Below are 14,389 nucleotides of genomic sequence, written 5' to 3'. Positions count from 1 at the left end.
GCGGCGGGCCGGGAGGATCAGCCGGCCGGTCAGCCGTCCAGCGGGCGGGTGGCGGGCTGCCGGGTGGTCAACGCGGCGGTGATCCGGACGACCGTGCCGGCGTCGCCGGTCTCGACCTCCATGGTGTCGCTCAGCTCCCGGGCCAGCCAGAGGCCCCAGCCGCCGGCGGTCTCCGGGGCCGGCCGGTCGCGGTCGTGCAACCGTCGTTCGCTGATCCCGTGGCCGTGGTCGGCGACCTCGCAGACCAGGTCGCCGCCGCGCCGCCACAGCCGTAGCCGGCCCCGCCCGCCGCCGTGCCGGACCGCGTTGGTGATCAGCTCGTTGACCGCCAGCACGAAGTCGTCCAGCCGCTGGCCGGCGAGCCCGGCGGCGTGCGCGCAGGAGGTGACCGAGTGCCGCAGCTCGGTCACCTGAGCCTGGTCGAAGGCTTCGGCGATCAGAAGGGAAGGTTCGATGGGCACAACCGTACGCGGTGCGGGGAGTTCTGCGTTTGTCATGGCCCCGTCCCGGCAGTGCTCCTCGACAACTTTCGCGGCTTTTCCACCGTACGTCAGGGTTTCTCGGCCCGCACCCGACGGTCCACGCGTGACCGGCTGTGGCAGGGTGACGGCCATGCCGTCGTCCCCCGGCCTGGTCGGCCCGCTCTGGCGGTCCATCGCGGTGTTCCGGTTCGCCTCGCTGGCGTACGTCGGCGTGCTGGTGTTGCGCGACGGCAGCCAGTACGCGCACCCGGTGGCCGCCGGCGGCGTCCTGCTGGGCATGCTGGCCTGGAGCGGCGTGACCGCGGTCGGCTACCGGCGTCCGGCCGGGCGGCGCTGGCCGCTGCTCCTGGCCGACCTCGGCGTGGTGCTGGGGATCATCCTGGCCACGCCGTGGGTGGTCGGCCGGCCGGCGCTCGCCGCCGGCGTGCCGGTCCTGACCTCCGCCTGGCTGGCCGGGCCGGTGCTGGCCTGGGCGGTCGCCGGCGGGCGACGGCGGGGCACGGTGGCCGCGCTGGTGCTCGGCGGCGCGGACCTGGCCACCCGGGACCCGATCAACCCGTCCGCGTTCACCGGGGCGATCCTGCTGCTGCTGGCCGGCGTGGTGGTCGGGCACGTGGCCCGGCTGGCGGTCCAGGCGGAGGCCCGGTTGCAGCGGGCGGTGGAGCTGGAGGCGGCCACCCGCGAGCGGGAACGGCTGGCCCGCGACATCCACGACTCGGTGCTCCAGGTGCTGGCGCTGGTGCGGCGACGCGGCGCCGACCTGGACGGTGAGGCGGCCGAGCTGGCCCGGCTGGCCGGCGAGCAGGAGGCCGCGCTGCGGGCGTTGATCGGCCGGGTGGACGCGGTGCCGGAGCAGGCCGGCGCGGACCGCGACCTGCGCGACCTGCTCGACCGGTACGCCTCGACCGAGGTCCAGGTGGCCGCGCCGGCCACGCCGGTGCCGCTGCCGGCCCAGGCCGCCGGGGAACTGGCCGCGGCCGTCGGCGCGGCACTGGACAACGTGACGCGGCACGCCGGCGGGCGGGCCTGGGTGCTGATCGAGGACGAGGAGGAGACGGTGACCGTCTCGGTACGCGACGAGGGGCCGGGGATCCCGGAGGGTCGGCTGGCGGAGGCCGCCGCGCAGGGCCGGCTCGGGGTGGCCCAGTCCATCCGGGGCCGGGTGGCGGACCTGGGCGGCGAGGTGCGGATCGTTTCCGCCCCGGGCGCCGGGACCGAGATCGAATTGACCGTGCCGAGGAGCCGTCGCCGATGAGCATCCGGGTGATGGTGGTGGACGACCATCCGATGTGGCGCGAAGGGGTGGCCCGCGATCTCACCGAGGCCGGCCTGGACGTGGTGGCGACCAGCGGCGAGGGGCGGCAGGCGGTCCGGGTGGCCGCGGCGGCCCGTCCCGACCTGGTCGTGCTCGACCTGCAACTGCCGGACGTCTCCGGCGTGGAGGTGGTCCGGGGGCTGCGCGCCGCGCTGCCCGAGGTGCGGGTGCTCATGCTCTCGGCGAGCGGCGAGCCGCAGAGCGTGCTGGACGCGGTCAAGGCCGGCGCGACCGGCTACCTGGTCAAGTCCGCCGCCCCGGCCGAGTTCCTCGACGCGGTGCGGCGCACCGCGGCCGGCGAGCCGGTGTTCACGCCGGGCCTGGCCGGGTTGGTGCTGGGCGAGTACCGCCGGCTGGCCGCCGCGCCACCGGCCCCGCACGACGACGCACCCCGGCTCACCGATCGGGAGACCGAGGTGCTGCGGCTGGTCGCCAAGGGCTTGTCCTACAAGCAGATCGCCGAGCGGCTCCGGCTGTCCCACCGGACCGTGCAGAACCACGTGCAGAACACCCTCGGCAAGCTCCAACTGCACAACCGGGTCGAGCTGACCCGGTACGCCATCGAGCGGGGCCTGGACGAGTGACTCAGTGCGCGGGCGGCGGCTGCGTCTCGTGCACCGCCAGCTCCTCCGCGCTCGCCCCGCCGCCGGCCGCGCCGGCGTCGTAGGCGACGTTGTCGGTCTCCTGGTCGGTGTGCGCCCCCTCGTCCGGCTCGACCAGTCGGCCCACCTCGTGGTCGGCCACGGTGCCGAGCTGGCCGTGGTCGTAGACCGAGACCGGGGAGTGCGGGTCGGAGACCGGGCCCGGGTCGATCACGTCCGCGTCGAGCTGGGCCTGCGCGGCGGCCTCCTCGCTGTCCGCCTCGGCCGCGATGGCCGGGTCGACCGGGCCGGCGAGCGGGTCGTCGGCGGGACGCTCGTACCGCTCGCGGTCGAGCTTGTAGTCCAGCGACTCGCCGTCGAGCTGCTCCTCGGCCGTGGTGCCGAACCGGTCCACGGCGACCGGCGTGCGGTCGCCGGGGATCTGGGCCGGCTCCGGGCCGTCCGCCTCACGCCCGGTCAGCACGTCGTCGTTGGCGGTCGAGTCGTCGTCGGCGGTGTCGGGCAGGCCCTCCGCCTCGGGATCGGAAACGGGGGTGGGGTACTCGTCGTCGCGCATGCGGGTGAACTACCCACTGCCCTTGCCGTATTAACCGCGACCAGGCGGGTGGATCGGGAGCAACAGGGCGAAACCTGCCTTAGTTGCGGAAGGCGGTCTCGTCCTCGGCGTACAGCACGCACCACACCACCTTGCCGTCGGGCAGCGCGGTGCTGCCCCAACGGCGGGCCACCGTGTCGATGAGCAGCAGCCCCCGGCCGCCGACGGAGTCGACCGGGGCCGGCCCGGCGAACGCGGGACGCCCGGGGGAGTGGTCGCGGACGGCCACGTGCAGCGCGCCACCGCGCGGGGCCAGCCGGAGCGTCATCGGCGTCGCGGCGTGCGCCACCACGTTGTTGACCATCTCGGTGACCGCGATGCAGGCCGGCTCCGCCAGCTCCGGCAGGCCCCACCTGACACACCCGCCGGTGACCAGCGCCCGGGCCCGGCGGGCGGACTCCACCACCGGCGGCAGGTCGGCGTCGAGCAGCTCAGGCGGCTCGGGGCTCGGCGGCCCGGCCGGATCGAGCAGCAGTTCGGCGGCCGGCCAGTCGGCGACCTCGGCGCGGATCCCGTCGAGCACCGGGCGGACCCCCGGGTCGGGCATGCGGACCCCGGACAGGTCGACGCGCACCGGGCCCGGTCGCTGCCAGCACCGGGCGAGCAGCGCGCCGCGCACGGCCTCGACGCCGGCCCGGTCGAGCACGCCGGTCAGCCTGACCGTCGCGGAGGACTCGTCGGGCTCCACCAGGCAACGCGCGTCCGTCGGCATGATCGTCCCATTGTGCACGCCGGTCGCGGTACGCGCATCGGTCCGGTCGACGGGACTCATGATCGTTCCGCCCGGGACCGGCGACTGATCGCCGCGACGGTGCCGACCGCGGTGCCGGCGGCGGCCAGCCCGAAGGCCGCCGTCAGCCGCAGCAGCTGGCCGCGCCGGCCGGACCAGCCGTCGGTCCGGGCCCCCGTCGCGTCGGGCGTGAAGACGGTGCCGTCGGTGTCCCGGCGTACGCCGGGGCCGAACTGGGTGCGCGCGGTGTACCAGCCGAGCGCGCGCTCGGCCAACGCCGGGGCGAGCCGCCACTGGAGGCCCATCAACCGCGCCGCGCCGCCCGCGTACGCCTCGCGTCGTGGCCGCCGCAGCAACCGGACCACGGTCTCGGCCACCAGCTCCGGCGGGTAGACCGGCGGCGGCGGCGTCAGCTCCCGCCCGGTGTGGTTGGCCGCGTGCCGGAAGAACGGCGTGTCGATGGTGGCCGGCAGCACCGTGCAGAGCGAGATGTGCCCGCGCCCGGTCACCCGCAGCTCCTGCCGCACCGTGTCGGTCAGCCCCCGGATCGCGTGCTTGGTGGCGTTGTACGCGGACTGGTACGGCATGGCCACCTCGGCCAGCACCGACGCGTTGTTCACCAGCACCCCGCCGCCGGCCGCGGCGAGGTGGGGCAGCGCGGCGCGCGTCCCGTGCACGGTGCCGAGCAGGTTCACGTCGACCACCCGGCGGAACTCGGCCACCGGGATCTCGTCGAACAGCCCCACCGTGCCGACGGCCGCGTTGTTGATCCAGGCGTCGATCCGGCCGAACTCCGCCACCGCGCGGGCGGCCAGCCGTTCCACCGCGTCCGCGTCCGTCACGTCGGTGGGCACCACGAGCGCCCGCCCACCCAGCTCCCGGCAGTGCGCGGCGACGCGCCGCAACGCGTCCTCGGAGCGGGCCGCCAGCACCACGGCGGCGCCCCGCCCGGCCAGCGCGTAGGCGGTGGCCGCGCCGATCCCGCTGGAGGCACCGGTGAGGACGACGGTGGCGTCGGCGAGACTGCGGGTGAGCGGCATTCCCGAGCGGTACCCCCCAGCCGGCCGGTCATGCCGATCAGAACGCGCTGATCAGGTTCGGTCGGAACCGGTGTCCCATCCGCGCGACGTCGCGTCGCCGGGCCGATCTGCCAGGTTTGCGGGCACCGGGCCCGGGTTAATGGGACGCTCTGAACGGGAGACCCCGCCAGCTAGAACGCATGGAGGTGCACCATGCGCGTCGGCCTTGTCTGTGCGCACGCCGGCTCGTCCACCGACGGTCCCACCGTCGGGACTCAGGAGCACATTGCGCGCGTGGCGGCTGAACTCGCCGCCCGAGGCCACGAGGTCCGCGTGTACGAACGCCGTGACGCCGCCGCCCAACCGGCCCTGGCCGAGCTGGACGGCTACCGCCTGGAACGCGTCCCGGTCGGCCCGCCCGATCCGCTGCCCACCGTCGAGCTGGTGCCGTACGTGGCCGAGTTCGGCCGCTGGCTGGCCGGCGAGTGGTCCGGCGACTGGACGCCCGAGGTGGTGCACGGGCACTACTGGGTGGGTGGCCTGGCCGCCGCCCACGCGGTCCGCGCGACCGACATCCCGGTCGTGCAGACCTTCCACTCGCTCGGCGTCGAGCAGCTCCGCCACCTCGGCCGGGGCTACGCCGGGCCGGGCCAACGGATCCCGCTGGAACGGGCCCTGACCCGGGCCGTGGACGTGGCGGTCGCCCAGTGCAACGACGAGGTCGACGAGCTGACCCGGATGGGCCTGCAACGCACCTCGGTGGCGATGGTGCCGACCGGCGTGGACACCGGGTACTTCCACCCGGACGGTGAGGCCGCGCCCCGGGACCAGCGGCCCCGGATCCTCTCCGTCGGCGGGCTCACCCCCGGCCACGGCCAGGACGACCTGATCCGGGCGATGCGGCTGGTCGGCGACGCGGAGCTGGTGATCGCCGGTGGGCCGCCGGCCGAGCGGCTGGCCGGGCACGCGGAGGCGCGCCGGCTACGCCAACTGGCCGAGCGGGCCGGCGTGGCGGAGCGGATCCACCTGGTCGGCGCCGTCCCGCACGACCAGATGGCCACCTGGTACCGCTCCGCGGACGTGGTGGCCTGCACGCCGCACTACTCGTCCGCCGGGCGGGTGTCGCTGGAGGCGATGGCCTGCGGCGTGCCGGTGGTCGGCTACGCCATGGGCGGCATCGCCGACGCGGTGGTCGACGAGGTGACCGGCAAGCTGGTGCCGCCGGGCGACATCCGCACGCTCGGGGTCACCCTGCGTCGGGTGCTCACCGACAACGCCGGGCGGTTCGCGTACGGGCACGCCGCGGTGGACCGGGTGCGGTGCAGCTACACCTGGGAGCGGACGGCGGCGGCGCTGGAGCGGCTCTACGAGCGGGTGATCGGGCGTCGCCGGCCGGCCACCCCGGTGGAGCCGACGCCGCCGGTCGAGGTGGTCGCCGAACGCGGGCCGGTCGAGGCGGCCTGAGCCGGCACCACCCCGACACCGATCATCGCCGGCCCCCGGTCCCGGACGGCCGGGTGGTGGTGCTGCGGCTGGGCGTACCGGGTCAGGCCGACCACGGCGGCCAACGTGACCAGGAAGCCGAGCCCGGCCAGCCACTCCCGGCCGGGCCAGATCTTGTCGCCGAGCAGCAGCACCCCGATGATCGCCGCGGGCACCGCGCCAGCCGCGTCCATCGCGGCCACCGCCGCGGTGGTCGAACCGCGCTGCATGGCCAGACCGAGCAGGAGCTGGCCGACCAGCGAGTGGGCGATCAGCAGGTAGAGCAGCGGATCACGGACGAACGCCTCGGTCGAGTCGGCGGAGGCCAGCGGGCGGGCCGCCACCGCGGCGGCGGAGAACGCCATCCCGGCCAGTGACCCGAGCACCACCGAACCGGGCGCGCCGTGCAGTCGGGCGGCGAAGAAACCGGACGCGGCGATCGCACCGAGCGCCACCACCAGGCCGACCAGCCCGGCGGTGCCGAGCTGCCGGGACGGCGCCGGCTCGGCCGACAGCACCAGCGCGGTGATCCCGCCGAACAGCAGCACCAGCAGCCCGACCTCGGCGGCCGGCAGCCGCCACTTGAGCACCAGCACGCCGAGCACCGCGGTCACCCCCAGCCCGGCCGCCACGCTGGCCTGGACCAGGAACAGCGGCAGGTCCCGGCGGGCCAGGAAGGCCAGCACGAAGCCGATGATCTGGCAGGCCAACCCGATCAGGTACGTCCGGTGGCTGGCCAGCCGCAGCAGCAGCCCCGGGTCGAAGGTGTGGTGCACGGTGGTCCGCGCGGCGGCCACCGACTGGAGCAGGTTGGCGAAGCCGTACGCGACGATCATCGCCGCGAGGAAGCACCAGCCGGAGGAGACCACCTGGCGAGGATAGAGGCTCGGGCCCGGTCAGCGCTCGGCTGGCCGGCCGAGCCGGTCCAGGATGTCGTCGTGCAGTGGGCCGTTGCTGGCCACGGCGCTGATGTCGGCCGAGTCGGCGCCGGCCGGCGCGGGGCGCCCGGCCAGGTCGGTGAACCGGCCACCGGCCTCGGTGACGATCGGCACCAACGCGGCGACGTCCCACAGCGACAGCTCCGGCTCCACCATCACGTCCAGCGCCCCCTCGGCCAACAGCATGTAGCCGTAGAAGTCGCCGTACGCCCGGCTGCGCCAGGTGTCCCGCATGAGTTGCAGCATCGCGTCCAGCCGCCCGGCCTGTTCCCAACCGGTCAGCGACGAGTAGCAGACGCTCGCGTCGGCCAGCGCCGTGACGCCGGAGACCCGGATCGGCGTGGCCTCCGCCGGGCCGGTACCGGCGAACGCGCCGGCGCCGAGCGCGCCCCACCAGCGCCGGTTCAGCGCCGGCGCGGAGACCAGACCGAGCACCGGCCGGTCGTGCTCCAGCAGCGCGATCAGCGTGGCCCAGACCGGCACTCCCCGGACGAAGTTCTTCGTCCCGTCGATCGGGTCGACCACCCAACGCCGCCCGTCCGGGCCGGCGGCGGGCTGCTCGCCGTACTCCTCGCCGAGCAGGCCGTCGGCGGGTCGGTGGGCGGCCAGCAGGGCCCGGATCTCCCGCTCCACGGCGGTGTCCGCGTCGGACACCGGGGTCAGGTCCGGCTTCGACTCCACCCGCAGGTCGAGCGCGCGGAACCGGGCCGCCGAGACGGCGTCCGCGGCGTCCGCGAGCAGGTGGGCGAGGGCGAGGTCGTCGGCGTACCCGGTCATGGTCGACACGGTAGTGCGGCGCGCGCGGCCGGTGCCGGCGGGTGGCCGCCGGCCCGCCGGTCAGGACCCGGCGAGCGGGTCGCCCGGGTTGCGCTCGGGCTCCCGCACGTCGCCCTCGCCGAGCCGCGAGGCCAGCAGCCGCCGGTACGAGGCGAGCCGGCGCGGGTCCGCCTTGCCGGCGGCCACCCAGGCGTCCAGCGCGCAGTCCGCCTCGTCGGCGCCGTGCGGGCAGTTGGCCGGGCAGTCCACGGTCGCCTCGACCAGGTCGGGGAAGCCGTGCAGCAGGCTCTCCGCGGACACGTGCGCCAGCCCGAAGCTGCGGACGCCGGGGGTGTCGACGATCCACCCCGGGCCCGCGTCGGGGCCCGGGGGCAGGCGCAGCGCCACCGCGCTGGTCGAGGTGTGCCGGCCCCGGCCGATCGCGCTGACCGTGCCGACCGCCCGTTCCGCCGCCGGGACCAGGCGGTTGACGAGCGTCGACTTGCCCACCCCGGAGTGCCCCACCAGGACCGAGACGCGGCCGGCGAGCAGCGCGCGCAGGTCGGCCAGGTCGGCGCCCGGGCGGATCAGCACGTACGGCAGCTCCAGCTCGGTGTAGTAGCCGAGCACCGCCTCAGGGCCGGCCAGGTCGGCCTTGGTGAGGCAGAGCAACGGCTCGATGTCGGCGTCGTACGCGGCGACCAGGCAGCGGTCGATGAACCCGGTGCGCGGCGGCGGGTCGGCCAGCGCGCTGACGATCACGAGTTGGTCGGCGTTCGCCACCACCACCCGCTCCAGCCGCCCCTCGGCGGTGGACTCGTCGTCGTCGGCGGTACGCCGCAGCACCGAGGTGCGTTCGGCGATGCGCACGATGCGGGCCAGCGCGCCGGGCGCGCCGGTGACGTCACCGACCAGCCCCACCCGGTCGCCCACCACCACCGACTTGCGGCCCAGCTCGCGGGCGCGCATGGCGGTGACGACCGGGTCGTCCGGGCCGGCGTCCGGCCGGACGCAGGTGTAGCGCCCCCGGTCGACCGCGATCACGAACCCGTCGACCGCGTCGGCGTGCCGGGGCCGGGTGCGGGTGCGCGGGCGGGACGACCGGCCGGGGCGCACCCGCACGTCGTCCTCGTCGTACTCCCGCCGCTTGGTCGCCAGGGCGTCCCCCCACTGTCAGTTCTTGCCGGTCACCATCCCCGACCATAGTGCCGGGAACTCTGGCATGGTCTTCGAGGTGCACGTCACGTCGTCGACCTCGATGCCGGGGACGGCCAGCCCGGCCACCGCCGCGGCGTGCGCCATCCGGTGGTCGGCGTACGTCCGGAAGGTCCCGCCGCGCAGCGGGCGGGGCCGGATCTCCAGCCCGTCGCGGGTCTCGGTGATGTCGGCGCCGAGCGCGGTGAACTCCGTCGCCAGCGCGGTGACCCGGTCGGTCTCGTGGCCCCGGATGTGGCTGATCCCGGTCAGTCGGGACGGGCCGTCGGCCAGCAGGGTGAGCGCGGTCAGCACCGGGGTCAGCTCGCCGACGTCGGAGAGGTCGGCGTTGAGCCCACGCACCGTGCCGGTGCCCCGCACGGTGAGCCCGCCGGTGCCCAGCGTCACCTCGGCGCCCATCCGCTGCAGCAGCGCGCGCAGCCGCTCGACCGGTTGGAGGCTGCTGCGCGGCCAGCCCTGGAGGGTGACCTCGCCACCGGTGACCAGCGCGGCGGCGAAGAACGGCGCGGCGCCGGAGAGGTCCGGCTCGATCTCCCAGCCGCGCCCGGTGAGCGGGCCCGGTTCGACCACCCAGACGTCGGGAGTGGTGTCGTCCACGGCGGCCCCGGCGGCACGCAGCATCTGCACGGTCATCCGCACGTGTGGCGCGGACGGCACCGGCGGGCCCTGGTGCCGGACCACCACGCCCCGGTCGAAGCGGGGCGCGGCCAGCAGCAGCCCGGAGACCAGCTGACTGGACGCGGAGGCGTCGATGACCACCTCGCCACCGGTCACCCGGCCGGCGCCCAGGACGACGAGCGGCAGGCTGCCGGTCGGCGGGGCGTCGACGCGGACGCCGAGCGCGCGCAGCGCGTCGATCAGCGGCCCGAGCGGGCGGGTGCGGGCGTGCGGGTCGCCGTCGAACGTGACCCGTCCGGCGGCCAGCCCGGCCACCGGAGGCAGGAAGCGCATCACGGTGCCGGCCAGGCCGACGTCGACGTGCGCCGGACCGACCGGCTGGTGCGGCCGGACCAGCCAGCGGTCGTCGTCGGAGATCGACATGTGGGCGCCCAGCGCGCGCAGGCCGCCGGCCATCAGTTCGGTGTCCCGGGCGCGCAGCGGCCGGTCGAGCGTCGACGGCCCGCTGGCCAGCGCCGCGAGCACCAACGCCCGGGCGGTCATCGACTTGGAGCCGGGCAGGCGCAGCGTCGCGGCGACCGGGTCGCTCGCGGTCGGCGCGGTCCATGGCTGCGGCGGACGCGTAGCGGTCAGATTCCCCACGCTCACATTCTGCCAAGCCGGCGGCCCGGTGGGACCGGCCCGCGGGCCCGCTCCCGTTGGGCGGGACAGCCGGAACGGCCGGGTGGGGCTAGCGTGGGCGCCATGTGCGGGAGGTACGCGACGACCCGGAGCGCGGGCGACCTGAGCGCGCTGTTCGAGTCCGTCGACTCGACCGGCGAGGTCGGGCCCGACTACAACGTCGCCCCGACCGATCGGGCGCCGTTGGTCCGGCTCGCGCCGGAGGGGCACCGGCTGCTCTCGCTGGGCCGGTGGGGTCTGCTCCCGTCCTGGTCCCGCAACGCGTCCGGCGCCGCCCGCATGATCAACGCGCGGGCCGAGACGATCGCCACCAGCCGGGCGTACGCGCCGTCCTTCGCCCGCCGCCGCTGCCTGGTGCCGGCCGACGGGTGGTACGAGTGGGTCCGCCGTCCCGACGGCGGCCGGCAGCCCTACTTCATGACCCCGCGGGACGGCTCGGTGCTGGCCCTCGCCGGCATCTGGTCGGTGTGGGAGTCGGCCGGTGCGGCCCGGCTCACGTTCAGCGTGCTGACCACCGCGGCGCTCGGCGAGCTGGCCGAGGTGCACGACCGGATGCCGCTGCTGCTGCCCCGGGAGCGCTGGGCGGCCTGGCTCGGCCCGACCGACCAGCCGGCCGCGTTGCTCGTCCCGCCCGACGCCGGGCAGCTCGCCGGGTTGGAGATCCGTCCGGTCTCCCCGGCCGTCGGCGACGTCCGCAACGACGGTCCCGAGCTGATCGCCCGGGTCGTTCCGGAGGGTGCGGAGGCGGGCGCCGAGCCGACGCTGTTCTGACCACATCCAGCACATTGTCGAGTGCTGATTTGCCGGGGTTGCGCCTGAAACGTCGCCCGGCCGTTTAGTCATGTTTACTGAAGACCCTTGTCCCCGCGTGTACGAATGCGATAGAACACAGCGCCGGTGATGGGTGTCTGTTCGCACGGGGCGAATGGCAGTCATCGATCTCTGAAAGATCTTCGCCGGTCCCACGGGGGAGGTGGGTGTATTGACACGGGCACGCATGCCCCGCCCGCACGAGGTGGCCGCCGCGCGGCGTGATCCGCGACTGCTGCGGGCCTTGCGCGAGCGACGACAGGATGAGGCGTGGCGCACCAGAGGCACCTGCCAGAGCGTCGATCCGGAGACGTTCTTTCCGGCGCCGAACGAACCAGCCGATGCGGCAGTCGCGCTCTGCCGCACCTGCGACGTCCAGGGCTCCTGCCTGGCCTGGGCGTTGGAGGTGGGCGACTGCCACGGCGTCTGGGGCGGCACCACGCCGCGTGAGCGACGAGCCATGCTGGTCGCCTGGCGCAGCGAGGTGCAGCCGGATCCGGACGCGGCCGACGAACCCGGGCCGCCGGTCCGGGACCGCCTGCTCACGCTGGTGCCGTTGAGCTGACGCCGACCGTCGCCCGCGCTCCGGTCCTCCGGAACGCGGGCGACGGCACGTGCGCGGCGCCCGGCGCGAGCGCCTGAAACTGGTGTGGGGCCCGTCCGGCTCCCGCCGGGCGGACCGGTGTGCGCAGAATGGGCCGGTGCCGCACGACGACGAGATCGACACGCCCCGGGGGCCGGCCCGGATCCGGCTCGACCCGCCGGTCACGGCCGGCGGCACCGTGCTGGTGCTGGGCCACGGCGCGGGCGGTGACGTCGACGCGCCCGATCTGGTGGCGGTCCGCGACGCGGTCCGTGCCGCCGGAGCGGGCGTGGTCCTGGTCACCCAGCCGTACCGGGTCGCCGGCCGGCGCGCGCCGGCGCCGGCCGGGCACCTCGACGAGGCCTGGACCGCCGTGCTGACCGAGCTGCGCCGGCGACTGCCGGAAGCCGGCCGCTGGGCGGTGGGTGGTCGGTCCAGCGGCGCCCGGGTGGCCTGCCGGACCGCCCGCGCCGTCGGGGCGGTGGGCGTGGTGGCGTTGGCGTTCCCGCTGCACCCGCCCGGCCGGCCGGACCGGTCACGGGCCGCCGAGCTGGGCACCGGCCTGCCGACGCTTGTGGTCAACGGCGACCGGGACCCGTTCGGCGTACCCGCTCCGGGGCCCGGGGTCGAGGTGGTGATCCGGCCGGGGGAGCGGCACGATCTGCGGATCGACCCGGCCGGCACGGCCGCGGTGGTCCGGGACTGGCTCACCGTCCGGGGTTGGCTGTCCTGAGCGCCGGCCGTGGCGCGTGACCCGGTCCGGCGGTGATCGTTGCACCGGGTGGCGCCGGCCGCCCGACCCGGGTGGCCCCGGGGCCATCTCCCAGGCCCTTCCTGGTCCCAGCTCCCGGTCGCGGCCGAGGCTGGGACCAGGAACGGCGAACCCCCACTCACCCCCACCCCCACCCCCACCCCCGGCCCCGTCGCGTCGATCATCACGTTGGCGTGCGCGTGACGGACGAATCGCCAGGTCAACTTCATGATCACCGCACCGGCGGGACGGCGGTGGAATGTCGGGGGCGGTGGGTCGCGTTGAGCCCTTTGGAAGACATCGCCAGCGTGAGGGGGGTGACCGGTGCCGATCGAGACACGGAGCCGGGAGCGGGACGAACGGGACGAACGGCAGCTCAGGCGGCTGCTCGACGCGCCGGAGTGGCCCGCATCGGTGTCGGCCGTGAGCACCGGCACACACTCGGGAAGTGAATCTGCCGCCAGGCGGGTACGCGTATCCTCGGCGGGAAAGCATCCGAGGCGAGGGGATGTGCGGTTGACCACCGAGAAGACGGACGAGCGGAGGGCCCGCTTCGAGCGGGACGCGATGCCCTTCGTCGACCAGCTCTACGCTGCCGGGCTGCGGATGACCCGCAACCCGGCGGATGCCGAGGATCTGGTCCAGGAGACGTACCTGAAGGCGTACGCGGCCTTCCACCAGTTTGAGCAGGGCACGAACCTGAAGGCCTGGTTGTACCGGATCCTGACCAACACCTACATCAACTCCTACCGGAAGCGGCAGCGCCAGCCCGTGCAGGCGCCGACCGACGAGATCACCGACTGGCAGCTCGCCGAGGCGGAGTCGCACACGTCCAGTGGTCTGCGCTCGGCCGAGACCGAGGCGCTCGACCGGCTGCCGGACAGCGACGTCAAGGAGGCCCTCCAGCAGTTGCCGGAGGAGTTCCGCCTGGCGGTCTACCTGACCGACGTCGAGGGCTTCTCCTACAAGGAGGTCGCCGACATCATGGGCACGCCGATCGGCACCGTGATGTCCCGCCTGCACCGTGGCCGGCGCAATCTGCGGAAGCTGCTCGAGCGATACGCGGCGGAGCGCGGATTCAGCGCGTCGCCGTCGAAGGGTTCGACCGCTGCCGCCGGCCGGGAGGTGTGACCGTGAGCTGTGGACAACCGCACGAGACGGACTGCCACGAGGTGCTCGCCGAGGTCTACCTCTACCTCGACCTGGAGTGTGCCGAGGAGCGCCGGACGCTGATCCGGCACCACCTCGAGGAGTGCGGGCCGTGCCTGCGCGAGTACGGCATCGAGCAGGAGGTCAAGGCGCTTGTCGCCCGCTGCTGCGGCAACGAGGCCGCACCGGAGAAGCTGCGTGAGCGGCTGCGGCTGCGGCTGACCGAGCTGGTGGTCTTCGAGACCACGGAGTCCCGCGAGCTGGCCGACTGACGAGCACGACCGACCACACGCCGGTGGCCCGGGTCCGCACGGACCCGGGCCACCGGTGTGTCCGGCCCACGGGCCGGTTCAGGGCCGATGCGGCCCTCGCGCTGATCGGGTGATCAGGAGTTGGGACGCTTGCCGTGGTTGGCGCCGCTCTTCTTCCGGGCCTTCTTCTTCCGGGCCTTCTTCGCCATGCTCTGCCTCCTAGTGCTGGTCACGGTCCGGCCGCGGGCGAGCGCGGCGGAGGTCGCGTACGGTCCCCGGGCCACCCCGGGTGCCGACCCGGACGATGCTAGTGCCGCCGACCGCGCCCGGGACGGGGTGGGGCGAGTCGGAGCGCCGGTGGTCAGAGATTCGACGTGACCGGCGTCATGATTGGATGACCGTTCGCAGGACT

At 75.0% G+C, this 14,389-nt stretch carries 17 protein-coding genes; 9 read left to right on the top strand and 8 right to left on the bottom strand.

Annotated elements, in window-relative coordinates; genetic code table 11:
• Positions 1 to 29: 29 nt before the first annotated feature.
• The gene (locus C8054_RS25450; protein ID WP_107161030.1) at positions 30 to 497 is read right to left on the bottom strand and encodes an ATP-binding protein; all 468 of its coding nucleotides are present in this window, start codon (positions 495 to 497) and stop codon (positions 30 to 32) included.
• A gap of 115 nt (positions 498 to 612) precedes the next feature.
• Between C8054_RS25450 and macS the strand changes: the two genes are divergently transcribed.
• Positions 613 to 1,737, top strand: a complete 1,125-nt coding sequence (gene macS, locus C8054_RS25445; protein ID WP_107161027.1) for a MacS family sensor histidine kinase — start codon at positions 613 to 615, stop codon at positions 1,735 to 1,737.
• Positions 1,734 to 2,381 carry a response regulator transcription factor gene (locus C8054_RS25440; RefSeq protein WP_107161025.1) on the top strand — a complete coding sequence of 216 codons (648 nt, stop codon included), beginning with the start codon at positions 1,734 to 1,736 and terminating at the stop codon, positions 2,379 to 2,381. Before macS ends, C8054_RS25440 begins: the two co-directional genes overlap by 4 nt.
• A gap of 1 nt (position 2,382) precedes the next feature.
• Here the strand turns inward: C8054_RS25440 and C8054_RS25435 are convergent, their stop codons facing one another.
• The 3 genes from C8054_RS25435 to C8054_RS25425 all read right to left on the bottom strand — a co-directional run bounded on the left by C8054_RS25435 (position 2,383) and on the right by C8054_RS25425 (position 4,764).
• A complete protein-coding gene (locus tag C8054_RS25435) occupies positions 2,383 to 2,955 on the bottom strand; it encodes a DUF5709 domain-containing protein (RefSeq protein WP_107161023.1) in 573 nt (190 codons plus the stop codon).
• Between the two features lie 79 nt (positions 2,956 to 3,034).
• Positions 3,035 to 3,766 (bottom strand): ATP-binding protein, encoded by a 732-nt coding sequence (locus C8054_RS25430; RefSeq protein WP_107161021.1) that lies wholly within the window; start codon positions 3,764 to 3,766, stop codon positions 3,035 to 3,037.
• Positions 3,763 to 4,764, bottom strand: a complete 1,002-nt coding sequence (locus C8054_RS25425) for an SDR family oxidoreductase (protein ID WP_107161018.1) — start codon at positions 4,762 to 4,764, stop codon at positions 3,763 to 3,765. Before C8054_RS25425 ends, C8054_RS25430 begins: the two co-directional genes overlap by 4 nt.
• Positions 4,765 to 4,956: 192 nt before the next feature.
• Here C8054_RS25425 and C8054_RS25420 point away from each other — a divergent pair, with 192 nt between their 5' ends.
• Positions 4,957 to 6,207, top strand: a complete 1,251-nt coding sequence (locus C8054_RS25420) for a glycosyltransferase (RefSeq protein ID WP_107161016.1) — start codon at positions 4,957 to 4,959, stop codon at positions 6,205 to 6,207.
• On the opposite strand, the gene C8054_RS25415 is transcribed toward C8054_RS25420, so the two are convergent.
• The 4 genes from C8054_RS25415 to aroA form a co-directional block, all read right to left on the bottom strand.
• Complete coding sequence (locus C8054_RS25415; RefSeq protein ID WP_199199914.1) at positions 6,108 to 7,061, bottom strand: hypothetical protein; 954 nt, start codon at positions 7,059 to 7,061, stop codon at positions 6,108 to 6,110. The genes C8054_RS25420 and C8054_RS25415 overlap by 100 nt on opposite strands.
• Before the next feature lie 60 nt (positions 7,062 to 7,121).
• Positions 7,122 to 7,940, bottom strand: coding sequence for a histidinol-phosphatase (gene hisN, locus C8054_RS25410; RefSeq protein ID WP_107161012.1), 819 nt, complete (start codon positions 7,938 to 7,940; stop codon positions 7,122 to 7,124).
• Between the two features lie 60 nt (positions 7,941 to 8,000).
• On the bottom strand, positions 8,001 to 8,888 hold the full coding sequence (rsgA, locus tag C8054_RS25405) for a ribosome small subunit-dependent GTPase A (protein WP_107161069.1): 888 nt from the start codon (positions 8,886 to 8,888) through the stop codon (positions 8,001 to 8,003).
• A 204-nt stretch (positions 8,889 to 9,092) separates the two neighbouring features.
• Positions 9,093 to 10,394, bottom strand: a complete 1,302-nt coding sequence (gene aroA, locus C8054_RS25400; protein ID WP_107161009.1) for a 3-phosphoshikimate 1-carboxyvinyltransferase — start codon at positions 10,392 to 10,394, stop codon at positions 9,093 to 9,095.
• Between the two features lie 102 nt (positions 10,395 to 10,496).
• On the opposite strand from aroA, the gene C8054_RS25395 reads away from it, so the two are divergent.
• From C8054_RS25395 to C8054_RS32375, 6 genes are all read left to right on the top strand, one after another.
• The gene (locus C8054_RS25395; RefSeq protein ID WP_107161007.1) at positions 10,497 to 11,204 is read left to right on the top strand and encodes an SOS response-associated peptidase; all 708 of its coding nucleotides are present in this window, start codon (positions 10,497 to 10,499) and stop codon (positions 11,202 to 11,204) included.
• A gap of 211 nt (positions 11,205 to 11,415) precedes the next feature.
• A complete protein-coding gene (locus tag C8054_RS25390) occupies positions 11,416 to 11,808 on the top strand; it encodes a WhiB family transcriptional regulator (RefSeq protein ID WP_107161005.1) in 393 nt (130 codons plus the stop codon).
• A 136-nt stretch (positions 11,809 to 11,944) separates the two neighbouring features.
• Complete coding sequence (locus C8054_RS25385) at positions 11,945 to 12,559, top strand: alpha/beta family hydrolase (RefSeq protein ID WP_107161003.1); 615 nt, start codon at positions 11,945 to 11,947, stop codon at positions 12,557 to 12,559.
• A 342-nt stretch (positions 12,560 to 12,901) separates the two neighbouring features.
• The gene (locus C8054_RS25380; RefSeq protein ID WP_107161001.1) at positions 12,902 to 13,708 is read left to right on the top strand and encodes a sigma-70 family RNA polymerase sigma factor; all 807 of its coding nucleotides are present in this window, start codon (positions 12,902 to 12,904) and stop codon (positions 13,706 to 13,708) included.
• Between the two features lie 2 nt (positions 13,709 to 13,710).
• Positions 13,711 to 13,998: a mycothiol system anti-sigma-R factor gene (rsrA, locus tag C8054_RS25375; RefSeq protein WP_107161067.1), complete on the top strand. Its 288-nt coding sequence runs from the start codon at positions 13,711 to 13,713 to the stop codon at positions 13,996 to 13,998.
• A 120-nt stretch (positions 13,999 to 14,118) separates the two neighbouring features.
• On the top strand, positions 14,119 to 14,355 hold the full coding sequence (locus C8054_RS32375; protein ID WP_199199915.1) for a hypothetical protein: 237 nt from the start codon (positions 14,119 to 14,121) through the stop codon (positions 14,353 to 14,355).
• Positions 14,356 to 14,389 lie beyond the last annotated feature (34 nt).

The sequence above is a fragment of the Micromonospora sp. RP3T genome (genome assembly GCF_003027925.1).
GTDB lineage: Bacteria > Actinomycetota > Actinomycetes > Mycobacteriales > Micromonosporaceae > Micromonospora.
This window is presented reverse-complemented; position numbering and strand designations above follow the sequence as displayed.